At 37.8% G+C, this 14,929-nt stretch carries 6 protein-coding genes; all 6 read right to left on the bottom strand.

Features of this window, described 5'->3' with window-relative positions; all coding sequences use genetic code 11:
- Positions 1 to 11: 11 nt before the first annotated feature.
- Positions 12 to 473: an IS200/IS605 family transposase gene (gene tnpA, locus F823_RS0100905; RefSeq protein ID WP_002843375.1), complete on the bottom strand. Its 462-nt coding sequence runs from the start codon at positions 471 to 473 to the stop codon at positions 12 to 14.
- Between the two features lie 192 nt (positions 474 to 665).
- Complete coding sequence (locus F823_RS0100900) at positions 666 to 11,249, bottom strand: cell wall-binding repeat-containing protein (RefSeq protein WP_019595262.1); 10,584 nt, start codon at positions 11,247 to 11,249, stop codon at positions 666 to 668.
- Between the two features lie 28 nt (positions 11,250 to 11,277).
- Complete coding sequence (pta, locus tag F823_RS0100895) at positions 11,278 to 12,246, bottom strand: phosphate acetyltransferase (RefSeq protein ID WP_002845199.1); 969 nt, start codon at positions 12,244 to 12,246, stop codon at positions 11,278 to 11,280.
- Positions 12,247 to 12,288: 42 nt separating this feature from the next.
- Positions 12,289 to 12,747 (bottom strand): SoxR reducing system RseC family protein, encoded by a 459-nt coding sequence (locus F823_RS0100890; RefSeq protein WP_002845200.1) that lies wholly within the window; start codon positions 12,745 to 12,747, stop codon positions 12,289 to 12,291.
- 60 nt (positions 12,748 to 12,807) lie between these two features.
- The gene (locus F823_RS0100885) at positions 12,808 to 13,125 is read right to left on the bottom strand and encodes a metal-sensitive transcriptional regulator (RefSeq protein ID WP_002843807.1); all 318 of its coding nucleotides are present in this window, start codon (positions 13,123 to 13,125) and stop codon (positions 12,808 to 12,810) included.
- Positions 13,126 to 13,145: 20 nt separating this feature from the next.
- Complete coding sequence (aspS, locus tag F823_RS0100880; RefSeq protein WP_019595261.1) at positions 13,146 to 14,927, bottom strand: aspartate--tRNA ligase; 1,782 nt, start codon at positions 14,925 to 14,927, stop codon at positions 13,146 to 13,148.
- Positions 14,928 to 14,929: the final 2 nt, after the last annotated feature.

Here is a 14,929-nt window from a genome sequence, read left to right as displayed (position 1 = left end):
GGGTATTTGTATTACTTGCCATCCCTAAAGGGATCTTCATACTCCTTGACACTTAATTTGTCCAAAGCTATATCGTGTCTTTCCTGTTCCTGAATATATTTCCTTATTGTTGCCTCATTTAATCCCACAGTACTTACATAATATCCTTCAGACCAAAAGTGTCTATTTCCAAATTTGTACTTTAAATTTGCGTGCTTATCGAACATCATCAATGCACTTTTTCCTTTGAGATATCCCATAAACTGTGATACACTTAACTTAGGTGGTATACTCACCAACATATGGACATGGTCAGGCATCAGATGACCTTCGAGTATTTCAACACCTCTGTATGAACATAGTTGTCTCAATATCTTACCAATACTATTTCTGTATTGATTGTATATTATTTTTCTCCTGTATTTTGGAGTAAACACAATGTGATATTTACACATCCATTTTGTATGAGACAAGCTGTTCGCTTTGTTTGCCATAAAATCACCTTCCTATTCGTATTATTGAGCTTGAACAATTCAATTATACTATGGAATGGTGATTTTTTTGTATAACATCTGTCGCGCACCCGCATAGCGGGTGGTTTATTGTTTCGCACGCTTTGCGAGCTCAACAGGGACACGTCCCTATAAAAAAAACCGGACACTAAGTGCCCGGCTAAAAATATTTTTTTAATCTTCTATGGCGTATTTGTGTGCTGTTTCAGCATAAATTGTATTCGTACCACCGATAATATATAGATATTCTATATTAGATTTTTCGATATAATCATCAGTTACTTTTACTGGTGTTGTTCTTGATAAAAGTATCGGTGCTTTTCTTCTTGCACATACAGGTCCGATTACCAATGCGTCAGGGAAAACTTCTCCCGATGCTACAAATACTTCCTTAGATTCTGGATATGTGTAACTTGCAACTAAAATTGCAGTCTCATACCTATCATGTCCGCTAAATCTTCTGATTACTTGTGGCAATTGAGCTTCCAATTTCTTGGATACTGAATTTTGTCCACCTGCAACATAAACCTTATTAATGTTCAAATCTTTAAGAGCTTTACTTACCTTCTTGTCCATTTGATTTCTTCTAACCAATAGAATTGGTGCGATTTCTTTTGAACCAAGAGGTGCAGTTGCCAATGCGTCAGGGAAATTTTCTCCAGATGCAATGATGGCCTTGTTCACCTTGCCAGTTAATCTTTCGATTTCGTAAGCTAATTCAGATGAAGTTACATATCTGTCACGACCCCAAATTCTTTGTACTTTGTTTTGATCAAATTTTCCTAATTGTGATTTAACATTTTCAGAAATAGACTTGTGACCACCAACGATAATAACTTCTGTAGCTCCCAATCTCACAATTTCTCTTGCGACATCATCTTCAAGATATCTTGTGTTGTTCAACAATATTGGACAATCCAATACGTGAGCCAAAACGGTTGCGGTCAATGCGTCAGGATAATTTCCTGAATCAGCAATGATTACATATCTTGACCTATTGAAGAATCTCTTAGAAGTGTTGATAGCTGTGTGAACTCTGTTCTTTCCAGCAACACGTTCAACGTATCTGTTGCCATGTTTTTCAACCACGCCTGGAGTTGTTCCTGGAATTGCTCCTGGATTTTCAGGAACTGTTCCTGGTTTATCTCCTGGTTTGTCGCCTGGTTGATCAGGTGTTGTTCCACCTGGTTGATCAGGTGTTGTTCCACCTGGAGTTGTGCCAGTTGACTTTTTATATTGTGCAGTAACTGTTTTGTCGGATTTTATTGCAAAGTCATCTGTTGTATCCCAAGCTTTAAATTTGAATCCAGTTTCTGGTTTTACTTCTGGTTTTGTAATATCAGATAACTTTTTGCCAGCATTTGGATTTACATAATATGAAGTTTGTCCAGTTAAGTTACCGTTAGCTCCCTTGTCAAATGTTACTGTAACATAACCATTTGGTTTGTCAGTTCCATCAGTATTCTTTTGAGGAATGATATTGTCAAGTTGAGTATAACCCGCAGTTATTTCATAAGTTGGGTCATTTTTATTAGCTGTTACTGTTAATGATTTGTCCCACTTATCAAATTTGTATCCAACATTTGGCTTTACAGTTGGTGCTGGGATATTAACTTCAACTTCTGGTTTGATCCAGTAAGTTTGTGTTCCTTCTAGTGAACCGTTAGTTCCTGGTTTGAATTCAACTTTTACATAACCTTCTACTTCTGTTGTTGAAATATTTCCTGGTTCATTATAAAGAGCTGTAATTTCAGCACCGTCTTTGTATTGAATTGCTTGGTCAATAGATATATCCCATCTTGCGAATTTATATCCTGTTTCTGGAACAGCTGTAGGAGCTTTATCTTTAAGAACTACTGCCTTGTTAGGATTTACATAATAAACTGCTTGTCCTGTTAATTCTTTTCCATGCTCGCCCTTTACAAATGTTACAGTGATATATCCATCTGGTTTTTCTGATTCATCATTTGTTGTCTTTGGAACAATATCTGCGATTTCTTTGTATTGTGCTTTTACAGTTTTATCTTCTTTTATTTCAAAAGTATCTTTTGTATCCCAAGCTTCCGCATCAGCTTTTTGCTTCCAACCAATTTCTGTTTCTTTTACTGTTGGTTTTTTAATTTCAGACAACTTTTTACCAGCTTTTGGATTTACATAGTAAACTGTTTGACCTTCGATTTTTGCTCCATGTTCGCCTTTTTCAAAAGTAACTGTTACATATCCTTCTGGTTTTGCATTTGGATTACCTTTTTCATCAGTTAAAGGAATAATATCTTCATGATTTTTGAAGTATCCTTTAACCGTTGTGTCATCTGTATACTTTTTAGCTGTTGCTGTATCTTGATCCCACTTTTCAAATACATAGCCTGTATCAGCTGATGTTTTTGGTTGTGGAACTGTTACATCTTTAGCTGGGTTTACATAATAAACTGTAACTTCTTTATCTGCAATCTTTCCGCCAGTTGCTGGATAGATTACAAATGTTACTGTCTTGTATCCGTCTGGTTTTTTATTTTCTGTTCCATCTGGATTTTTATTTGGAATGACATCTTTCAATCCATTAAAACTACCTGTAATTGTTGCATCTTCCTCGTAAACTGTTGGAATAGTTGCATCTTTATCCCAAGCACCAAATTCAAAACCTGTGTTTGCTTTTGTTGTTGGTGTGTTAATTGTTACATACTCTGTTGGATTAACGTAGAACTTTGTAACTCCTTCAAGTGTACCCTTAGATTGGTCTTCATCCTTAACCTTAAATACTACTTCCTTATAGCCTTCTGGCTTAGTGTTTGGATTTCCATCAGTATCTTTTTCTGGAATAACTGTTCCAAGCTTAGTCGCCTTTGCAGTTACAAGGACGTCTGTTGTGATTTCAAGGCTGTCTTCCTTATCCCACTTATCAGATTTGTAACCTGTTTCAACTTTGTATCCAGGTTTTACAAGTCCTGTGTCACCAAGCTTTATACCTGCATCCTTCTTAACATAGTATGCTTTTTGTTCTGTTAATTTTAATCCATCTTCTGCTGCAAATGTCACTTTTACATAAGTGCCATCCGGTCTCGTTGTAGGATTGTTTACTGGATCATATGGGATAATATTTTGGTCATTCGTCCATTGTGCATAAGCTGTAGTATCTTCTTTTAAGTTGATTTGATCGCCGGCTTGATAAATTTTATCGCCAATCTTCCAGCCTTTAAAACTTGCGTCTTTCTTAGCAAGATCGCCCTTGCCTGCAAGTCTAACATCTGTGTTATAATCAACGGTCGATACAGGAGGTACATCGCCTGTAGCTCCATTTGCATCGTAAGTTAATTTTACTACCTTAGGCTTGAACATTGCTATATGAACCCTACCTCTTGTGATAGGTGTTTCAGTGTCAATGTCTGCACGCCATTGGTCGAATCCATATTTAGTAGCGTCATAAGGAGCGGTACTTGGTACAGGTAAAACTTTATCACTTGCTGTTGCATCTGCCTTTGCAAGTTTAATACCCTTCTTTGGATTTACAAAGTAAACTATTTCTGTTTCATTTGCTTTCGGATTAGTTTTATCTTCGTATGCTGCATTTCCTGTTATCGTGCCTCTTCCATCGGTTTCAAAGATGATTACAACATAGCCTGCTGGTGCTGTATCCTTAGGTCCTGCTTTGATTATATTAGGAAGTTGCGTATACTTAGCTGTTACATTTATATCCTTATCAATAACAGTTGCAAAGTCTGTATCCCAACCGTCATGCTTGTACGTTGGACTTGGTACTACAGTAATTCCACTAATATCAAGGTCTTTTAGCTTCTTGTCAGCCTTTGGATTGACATAGAATGTTGTTTTTCCATCTAGCACGCCGTGCTCTCCCTTTAGGAAGTTCACGATAACGTAGCCTTCCGGTTGGGCATTCACTGTACCGTCGGGATTTTTAGACGGAATTATCTCATCTAGCTTTGTGAATTCGCCTTTAACAGTTGTGTCAGTAGTATATTGCTTAGCTTCTGTCGTGTCTATACTCCACTTTTTAAATTCATAGCCTGTTTCAGCTTTTGTCTTTGGTGGTTGTATTGTAACATTTGTATTCGGCCTTACAAAATAAGTGGTAGTTTGGCCGTCTTCAATCTTGCCAGCATTTGTCGGATCAATTACAAAATTAACTGTTACAAAGCCTTGTGGTTTTTGTGAATCATCATTCTTTGTCTTTGGTATAACATCGCCTTTTGTATTAAACTTTGCAGTTATAATTGTGTCTTTAGTGAAGTTTATATTGTTTGCCAATATAAACTCCTCACCATTACTGCACCAAGTTGAAAACTCATAGGAAGCATTTGGAACTGTTGTTGGTGGAGTAAGATGTACATACTTAGCAGGGTTTACAAAGTAAGTCTTTTCTCCTCCTTGAAGCGTACCATTTGCTCCAGACTTGAATGTGACTGTTACATAGCCTGCCGGTTTTTCCGAATCATCAGCTTTTGTCTTTGGTATTACATCATTAAGTGCCTCATATTGTGCAACTACGAACATATAATCATTTATAACTGTAGAATCTTGTACATCCCAACCTGTATGCTTCCAACCTACATCAGGTGTTACTGTAGGCTTTGTTAAACTTCCAATAGTTTTCGCAGGATCTGCCTTTGGATTGACATAATATAAGAATTGTCCATCCAACTTATTCGCGTGGTCTCCTCCAATGAATAAGACAGCTACATAGTCTATCGGTTGTAAATTCGGTGTTCCATCGTCATTTGTTGATGGTATGATGTCTTTCAGTTTAGTAAAGCTACCATAGATAGTTGTGTTATTTGGATATTGTCTTTGGTCAGCAGGATTAATTTTATCAGCAGTAGTATTATCTTCTAATCTCCAGCCATCAAATACAAATCCTGTTCCAGCTACTGTCTTAGGAGCTTTTAGTGAAACTTGTCTATTTGGGTCTACATAGTAAGTTGTAATTTCATTGTCCGCAATCTTACCGTATGTGCCGGTTACTTTAAATGTAACTTCTACATAGCCAGCCGGTTTTGTTGAGCCATCTAGTTTTGGATATACTGCGTCCTTTTGGTTAAACATTGCAGTTATAGTTGTATCTTCTTTATAATTCACAAAGTTAGCTAGACTAAAATCACTTTGAGACTTGTCGCTCTTCCACGTGCTGAAATCATAACCTGTATTGCCGTCTGGTGTAGGTGCTTTTAAGTTTACATACTTATTTGGATTTACATAGTAAACTTTTTCGCCTATTGTATTACCATTTTCTTTTATTACACCATTAGCTCCTGCTTTGAAAGTTACCTTTACATAGCCAGTGTGCTTTACTGTATCAAAATCCGGTAATACTTTAGCTTTTACAGTTACAAGTACATCATCCTCTTTAATTTCAAGCGTATCTTCTTTATCCCACTTTTCAAACTTGTAACCAGTTTCTTCTTTGTGTCCTGGTTTTATAAGTTCAGAATTTCCAAGTTTAATGCCTGCATTTTTCTTTACATAATATGCTTTTTGCTCTGTTAAGCTTAATCCATCATCTGCTGCAAAACTTACTCTTACATAGCCTTCTGGTCTTGGCATTGGATCTGTTTTGCTTGGGTCATAAGGGATAATATTATCAACATCGTCATACTGAGCTATAATTGTTGTTTCTTTTTCTGTAAATTGTCCCTTTATTTCATTTGTCCAGGTTTTTGGACTTTGCTCAGTTGATTGCCATTTTGTAAATGTCCAAGCCTTGGCTGCTTCTGTAGCTGTTTTATCTACAGTTTTTCCTACTGGCTTCACTACTGGGATAGTAACTGTTTTTGTTGGGTTAACCCAGAAGGTTTTTGTAAATTCAGTTACAGCTTTGTCAGTTGTTTTGACAATGGCTTTTACATAATCATCTGGCACATCTGGTTTTTTATTCGGATCTGTTTGTTCTACTACATCCTTTGTAAATCCTGGAGTAATAATTGTGTCTTCTGTGAATTTATGACGTTTATTAAAATCAAATACTCCATTTTCGTTTTGTGCATCTTTGTCTGCAGACCAACTTGTAAATCCTAATTCCTTCGCATCTTTCGAAATATCTACTTCAGGAATATTTACCCAAGCATTTTTGTTTACATAATAAATCTTTGAGTCTTTATTACCAGGTTTATTTGTTGGGTTAACTGTTACTTTTACGTAATTTCCTGTTACATCACTTAAACCGCCTTTTTCTGCTTTCTTTTCTTCAGCTTCTTTTAAGAATAGTGGTTTGTCGCCAGCTGTAAGTGCTTCGTAGACGTTCTTGTAAACTGTAATTGGTATAACAAGTTCTTGTGGGTCTTTACCATCTGTGAATGTAACCTTAGCCTTGACATTTACTGTGCGAAAAAGTTCGTCCTTGTCGGCTTTTCCCTTTTCGTTTACTAAATCATAAACTTGATTGTCTTTTGCTAATTCATTTCCAGCTTCGTCGAATAATTGTATTTTTGTTCCAGCCGGAAGATCTTTTACTTGGTCTTTTTCCCTCCAAACTAATTGTTTCTTTAAGTCTGCAATTTTTGGAGCAAAGTCATTTGTCCACTTGCCACTAGAATCTTTGAATGCTTCTGTTCTTACAAGACCAGATGCGCTTAGGCCTGACCATTCAAAGTAGGCTGTAAAAGTGTAGTCTCTCTTGATAATTGTGTTGTCATTTAATAGTGGACTCTTGTCCCACTTAATAAATTTCTTGCCAGTTTCTGGTGTGATATAGTACTTGCCCTCTTCTTTTTGTTTTTCACTACCATCATCATTTTTTCCACCAATCCATTCTTGCGGAACTGGTAATAATTGTGATTGAAGTCCTTTGATGACATCGTAGTAAAGTTCAGTAACTTCTTTTCCGTCCTTGTCAGTAAATGCTCCGCCTTTATCTGCTTTATACGTTACTCTTACATAGCCATCTGGTACTGGATCATCTTTTTTGGTTTCAATTACTCTTACATCCTTATAATAGAAGAAAACTTGATCTGCTCCTGTGCCGTTGATGCCTAAGAATTCATTTGTTTTTTCATTTACATCGAAGAATAGTTGTTGTTGAGGCTTTTCATCTTTTGCTAAAACCCAACCAGGAATTTGTCTGTAGTTTCTTGCGTCGTAGTGACGGTTACCATTGGAAACAGCTTCTGGATCTACAATTTTGTATTCCTTAATAAGTTTCTCAAAATCTGTTCTCTTAGTTTCAAATTTCTTTTTATTTCCTTCATTTGCTTTTAAAAGAGCGTCATCTTTTAATCCGCTTGTATCTGTAAGATTCAATCCCTTAAAGAATTTTTCGACTTCTGCTTTACCTCTTTCATCTATATAGTTGACCTTGTAGTCACGAGTTCTAAATGGTCTGTAGAAGAAGTGGAAGACATTGTCTGTTGCTTTAGGATTGTCTATCGTTTTGCTTGAATCCTTAGGATCAGGAATCTTTTCCGGCTCTACTTTAAAAGTTTGGAAGAAGGTGTTGTTGGCCTTTACTCTTGCATTATAATCTTCGTATAGTTTCTTTAAGTCGCCTGTTAATTTTTCTTCAAGATCTTTGTGAGTTGCCAAAATATATTTTTCATTTTGCTTGTCTCCACTTGTGGCAACGAGGTTACCTGCACGTTTGCTAGGCAAAGTCTCAGTTATCTTTTTTGTTTCTTTACTTAAATCTAAGTTTAGAATGTGATGTACTACTTTTACATCTATTCTGTTGTTTGGAGTCCAAATTGCTTTTAGATAGATTGGAGATACAACATCATTGCCAAAGGTGTAGAGTTCTGCAACTTTATAAGTTTTACGATATGAGTCGTCGATTTGGTTTGTATAGTTGCCTTTAGCATCCTTTGTATAACGGATTGCTTCCCAACCCATAAAGTCGTAGCCCTTCCTTGTAGGCTTTGGTGGCTCTACAAGTTTTTGTCTTTGTATAACTGTAAAGACTTGCTTGTCGCCTTCATTCTTTTCTTTTTGCGCAAAAGCCTTCATCTCTTCTTGACCTTTGTCCCCTACTTGGATGGTCTTGCGTTTTTGAGTTACTTTTGCTTCGTCAATTGAGCTTAAATTTCCACCGTTCGGGTCGAAAGTTACCTTCCATTGATAATCAGGTTCGCCCCACTTAGCATAGAGGTTTACTGGGTGGAAAGGCATCTTTTCACCTGGGTTCTCCCAAATAAGCTTAGTGCCGGCAGGGTCCAGTGCCCAGCCCTTAAAGACCATTTGGTCGGAAAGATTGTCTGGTCTTTTAACCTTTAACTTATTTTCGTCATTTGGATCGTTAAAGACAAGGTCTGTAAGGCCTAATTTTTTCAAGTTTTCTGGATTGTCTAGTAAGTTTTTCGGATTATTTTTGTAATACTCTCTTTCTTCTCTTGGTGTCTTGTCATCTACCAAGTTAGGGCTTAGGGCCTTTAGAGGAAATTCGTAGAAAGTATTTATTGAATTAGTTGCTCCAAATTCTTTGTCATCTTTAATCTTTGATGGGTCGTAGTTAAATCTCAATGGATACTTGTTACGAGTGTATTTGAATCGAAGATAGCCGTTTTCTTCAAATGGTTTAACTATAGGATTACCATCTTCATCATTCAATGGATCACCAAATTCATCAGCATCGCTAAAGAAGACTGATATAAAATCTAGCTGACCGATAGGAAGTTTAGTTCCGTAGTTGTTATAGTATGTCCCACAAGTGTTAGGAGTGATTTCATCACGCTCATCATTTAGATTGTTAATTTCATCCCCATTCACACGGCCATCTTCCTGACTTCCCTCTTTGATTACTGGCCAAGAAGCTCTAGGATTATAGTCATAAGGGGTGAAGCCTGTAACTTGCGGATATCTGTGACCATAGTCCAGGCCAGCTGTATCTGCCTTGGTCCTAACAAGGTCGTAACGGATGATGGTTTCGCCTTTCTTAAAGCCGTCCATCCAAAAGTCCATGTGGTGTGGGATGGAAGGTTTATCCTGCTTTATACCAAAGGAAAGAGTTTTAAAGTCTAATGGATCCAAATCGATCGTTGTACCATCACCCTTGTCTATATGTTTAGTATAGCCGCCCCAGCTAGTGTAGTTTTCCATGTCCAGGAATTCATCGGCATTTAATCTATAAGGAGGCGTGTCTAAATGAGTCGGCCAATTTGGAGTAGTATAGTTTGGTCCCCAACCAAAACTTTGATAACCAGGAGTGAATCCTTTGGTTTGTTTGGCATCGTTAGGCCACTTATACATCATCTCGTTGAATCTTGCCTTATAGTGGTATAGATTACCTGGACCGCCTAACATGACAGATTTTCCCTTTGCCGGGTCGTAGCCCCAAATCTCAGGGTAGATAGTATTATCTTTAGGTTGTGCATTGGACTTTGTAAAGTATAGGTCGTAGACTTGTCTGTCGTAGTAGATGTTGTAGACAGTCTTGCCTGTAGCTGACACAGACTTAACCACGCCTGGTTTTTTTTGGTCTTCATTTTCTTTATCGGTTAATTCTTTATTGTAGACAAAGAATTTGTTTAGATAAAGATCTCTGCCACGATTAAATTTATCGCCATTCCATATCTTATTTAGACGAGCTTGGTCTAGATCTGGGAATTTTAATCCATTTACAGGTTCTGTATCCAAGACCGGTCTTGACCCTGTGTCTTTGTCCTTATAGACACGAGTTCCCATGTAGTCATATTTATCCAATAGACTTGCACCATCTGCATGGTCTGACTTTTCTGCCCAGAATTGTACTGCGTAGTCAGCCTCTTCTTTGTCCTTCCACACTGCTGTGAAAGTAACTTTGCTTGCCGGCATAATCAAGTTGGCATCAAGATTTTTGCTAGCTTCATTAGTTCCAACTTTAATTATTTCATTTGCCTTATATGTTTTTTCATCCTTTGTTTTTAAATCAACAGATGGCTTCCAACCTTGGAACTCTCCGCCTACTTTTGTAGGAATATCTGCATCTGCAATTTTAGGCATGGCTTGTTCATAATAAAGTGTACGAGTTGGAATAGGAGTGCCGCCTGCAGTATCAAAAACTACATCGTAGTGGGCACGGTTGTAACGGTATTCCAAGACAAAGTTCTCAGCATTTTGTGGAACTTGCAAATTTATATAGTCAGCTTCTGGAACAAATCCTTTTCTTCTAGAATCACTTTCACTCAAGGGGCTGGCTTGCATAGTGGAACCAGTGTTTCCATTTTGAGTGGTAATAAGCGCACCTTCATCTCCAACACTTCCGTCTGGATTTGTATACTTAGTAAAATCGTCAAGTTTTTGGAAGACGTGTTTGATTTTAATTTCATTACTTATAGCAGAGTAGTTAAACTCTTTATTAACGGAATATCTTAATCCGTTATCATCATTTCCTGGTTCGTTTTTTCCATCTGCAGCATCTTTTATAGTTTTGTAGTCAATTGTAAAATCTTTTTGTGGTTTTTTATAACCTGCAATGTCAGGTAGGTCTATAGTCTTATTGACCTTATCTTTTTCTACTTTAGTTGCTGCTTCCCCTACACTAGCAATATAAGGTTGGTAGTTAACCTTATACTTCTCACCTCTTTGGACCTTGTAGTCTGTCCTTAGGGTATATATCTTTGGCTGAGGAGGATTCTTGATCAGATCCGCTGCCGTATTACCTGCTTCAAGTTTTGCAACCTTAACAGGTGTTTTGTTTATGATTTTACTTTTATTATTTGACAAATTATTGTGATTGACATTAGCTGCCAATAAGTGTACCGGCATCGATGTCAATATCATTATCATAGTAATTGAAAAGCAAAGAAATCTTCTAATTTCTTTGCTAATCGAATGTCTCATAACACCACTTCCTTCCTAAAATTTAAAATTATAAGCTCTGGCAGGCTGTTATTATTGATAGCTTGTATACGTCTTCTTCGTTGCATCCTCTTGACAGGTCAGTTATTGGCTTGTTTAGACCCTGTAGGATTGGACCCAAAGCTTCGAAACCACCTAGTCTCTGAGCTATCTTGTATCCTATATTACCAGCTTCTAGTGATGGGAACACAAATACGTTGGCAAATCCTGCTACCTTTGATCCTGGAGCCTTCTGCTGGCCTACTGACTCAACTATAGCAGCATCAAACTGGATTTCTCCTTCTATTGGAAGTTCAGGAGCTAATTCCTGAGCCATCTTTGTAGCTGTTTGGACCTTAGTTGCTAGGTCATGCTTTGCTGATCCCTTAGTTGAGAATGATAGCATTGCAACCTTTGGATCTATTCCAAATATCTTGGCAGTCTTAGCTGATTCTACTGCTACTCCTGCTAGGCCTTCTGCATCTAGTTCTATGTTTATTGCACAGTCAGAGAATATGTACTTTGTATCTCCCTTGATCATTACGAATGCACCTGAAGTTCTAGACACGCCTGGCTTTGTCTTTATTATCTGTAGGGCTGGTCTTACTGTGTCACCTGTTGAGTGAACAGCACCTGATACCATACCTGCCACCTTATCCATGTAAGTTAGCATTGTACCGAAGTAGTTTTCGTCTAGAAGTAATTTTCTAGCATCTTCTTCAGTAACCTTGCCCTTTCTTCTTTCTACAAATGCTGCAACCATTTCATCAAATTCTGCATAGTCTGCTGGATTTATTATTTCAACACCTTCTATGTCGATTGATTTTTCGCTAGCTACCTTTCCTATTTCAGCTGGATCACCAACCAATACTGGTACTAGGATACCTTCCTTATGTAATCTTGAAGCAGCTCCTATTATTCTAGGTTCTGTTCCTTCTGGTAGTACTATTCTTATATACTTACCCGCAATTTGAGACTTTAATCCATCGATTAATTCCATCTTTTACCTCCTAAAATTTTATTAAATATCCCATACCCGGACCTAAAATCCAGGTATAGGTTTTAAATCTTCTAATATCCTTGTGACTGTCGGCATATATTTTTTGGATTTTTTAAAGGACTCATCCCTTAACCTAATCAATCCATATACTATACCTGTCACTAGTAGGCCTATTCCAAAACTATACACTTCAAGTAAATGACCAGCAACCACTGATCCAAGTGCATAGTAGGAGCCTACTGTGCCTGCTACTAGGGCTATCAATGGTAGGCCATATAGGATTCCTAGAGCCCTCATGACATTGATATGTTCCATGCTGACCTCTACATAATCACCTACTTGACTACCTATACTGTTGTCTACTTCTACTATTATATCCATAGACTCACTCTTTGCAGCACCTATACATTTACCACAGCTAGCACAGGCTGACATTCTCCTCATCTGAAACTTGGCTGTCTTATCATCCATTACCTCTACTATATATCCTCTTTGATCCATTATGCTACCTCCTATTGAACACCTGTATGCTACCTCCTATTGAACACATATCATATTCAATTACTTGGAGTACCTGCCTATCAAGCTTATCAGTTCTTCTATTAGGGCATCTCTGTCCTCTTCCTGATTCTCAATAGCATCGATCAAGCATCCCTTTATATGGTTCTCTAGTATCATGACTCCTACAGCATTTATAGCTGACTTTACTGCTGTAACCTGTGTCAGTATATCTATGCAATAACGCTCGTCATCAACCATTGACTGGATACCCTTGACCTGGCCTTCAATCCTTTTAAGGCGCCTGATTAGTGCATCCTTGTCATTTTTAGAATTCAATTTTCTATCCTTGTTCACCTCATGTGTGCAACAACCACTCATCTATAATCTAGCCACCTTTATTATTCTTCTATAGATACCTTGATGCTTAATTCCTTTAACTGATCGTCCTCTGCAATAGACGGAGCCATAGTCATAGGACAAACAGCATTCTGGTTCTTAGGGAAAGCTATGACCTCTCTAATATTGTCTGCTCCTGCAAGTAGCATTACTAGTCTGTCTAGACCAAATGCCATACCACCGTGTGGAGGTGTACCAAACTTGAAGGCATCTATTAGGAAACCAAACTTATTGTAGGCTTCTTCATCTGTAAATCCAAGAGCCTTAAACATTCTCTTCTGGACTTCTGAATCAGATATTCTAATTGATCCTCCTCCTATTTCATATCCATTAAGGACTATATCATAAGCCTTGGCTCTTAATTTTAACTTATCTTCATCTTCTAGGTGGTCTAGGTCCTCATCCATTGGTGATGTAAATGGATGGTGCTTGGCTGCAAATCTTCCATTTTCTTCATCTTCTTCAAATATTGGGAACTCAGTCACCCACAATAGGTTGAACTTGTTAGGATCAGCTAGGCCTAGCTTGTCTGCTACTGCTATTCTGACCTGACCTAGGGCATCATATACTACAGAATCCTTGTCCGCTACAAATAGTAACAAGTCTCCTAGTTCTGCTCCCATCTTTGTCTTTATAGATTCTAGTTCTTCTTCTGAGAAGAACTTAGCTATTGGTGAAGTTACTCCTTCTTCTGTAATCTTCATCCAAGCAAGTCCCTTTGCCTTGTATAACTTGGCATGGTCTTCTAAATGAGATATCGCCTTTCTAGTGAACTCTTCTGCTCCACCCTTAACATTGATACCTCTTACTGATTTTCCATCCTTAGTTGAATCTGCAAATACCTTAAATCCACAGTCTGCAACTACATCAGATATGTTTACAAATTCTAGTCCATATCTAGTATCAGGCTTATCTGAACCAAACCTCTCCATCGCTTCTTTGTATGTAAGTCTTGGAAGTGGTAGGGCTATATCCATTCCCTTGATTTCCTTGAATAACTTCTGTAGGAAACCTTCCATCATTGTCATTACGTCGTTCTCTTCAACAAATGACATCTCAAGGTCTATCTGTGTAAACTCTGGCTGTCTATCCGCTCTTAAATCTTCATCTCTAAAGCACTTTACTATCTGGAAATACCTGTCCATTCCAGATACCATTAACAACTGCTTGTATAACTGTGGTGACTGTGGTAGGGCGTAGAACCTTCCTTCATTTACTCTTGATGGTACTAGGTAGTCTCTAGCTCCTTCTGGAGTAGGCTTTACCAAGAATGGAGTCTCTATCTCACAGAAATTGTTGTCTGATAAGTAGTTTCTAGCTATGTTTGTCACCCTATGTCTTAGCATTAGGTTCTTCTGCATCTTTGGTTTTCTAAGATCTAGGTACCTATACTTTAGTCTTAGGGCCTCTGATACATCATCATCGTCCTTTACATAGATTGGTGGTGTCTGTGATTCATTTAGGACTCTTAGTTCTTCAACGAATACTTCTACATCACCTGTAGCCATGTTAGGGTTCTTTGACTGTCTCTCACATACCTTACCCCTTACAGCTATTACATACTCTGATGCCAACTTTTCGCCCTTTTCAAAAGCTTCCTTGTCTACATCAATATCGAATACTAGCTGGGCTATTCCTCCCCTATCTCTAAGGTCTACGAATACTAGTCCACCTAGGTTTCTCTTCTTCTGTACCCATCCCATTAGGGTTACTTCCTGACCTACATTTTCAATTCTTAGTTCTCCTGCATAGCAAGTTCTATGCATGCCTTTAATATTATCCACTC

Origin of the sequence: Peptostreptococcus anaerobius VPI 4330 = DSM 2949 (assembly GCF_000381525.1) — a bacterium.
In the GTDB taxonomy this organism is placed as follows: Bacteria; Bacillota; Clostridia; order Peptostreptococcales; family Peptostreptococcaceae; genus Peptostreptococcus; species Peptostreptococcus anaerobius.
Note: the sequence above shows the minus strand (reverse complement) of the source record. Positions and strands in the feature narration are given on the sequence as shown.

Coding starts and splice junctions, on each gene's coding strand:
- tnpA (WP_002843375.1), bottom strand. CDS start 473: ATGGCAAACAAAGCGAACAGCTTGTCTCATACAAAATGGATGTGTAAA.
- F823_RS0100900 (WP_019595262.1), bottom strand. CDS start 11,249: ATGAGACATTCGATTAGCAAAGAAATTAGAAGATTTCTTTGCTTTTCA.
- pta (WP_002845199.1), bottom strand. CDS start 12,246: ATGGAATTAATCGATGGATTAAAGTCTCAAATTGCGGGTAAGTATATA.
- F823_RS0100890 (WP_002845200.1), bottom strand. CDS start 12,747: ATGGATCAAAGAGGATATATAGTAGAGGTAATGGATGATAAGACAGCC.
- F823_RS0100885 (WP_002843807.1), bottom strand. CDS start 13,125: ATGAGTGGTTGTTGCACACATGAGGTGAACAAGGATAGAAAATTGAAT.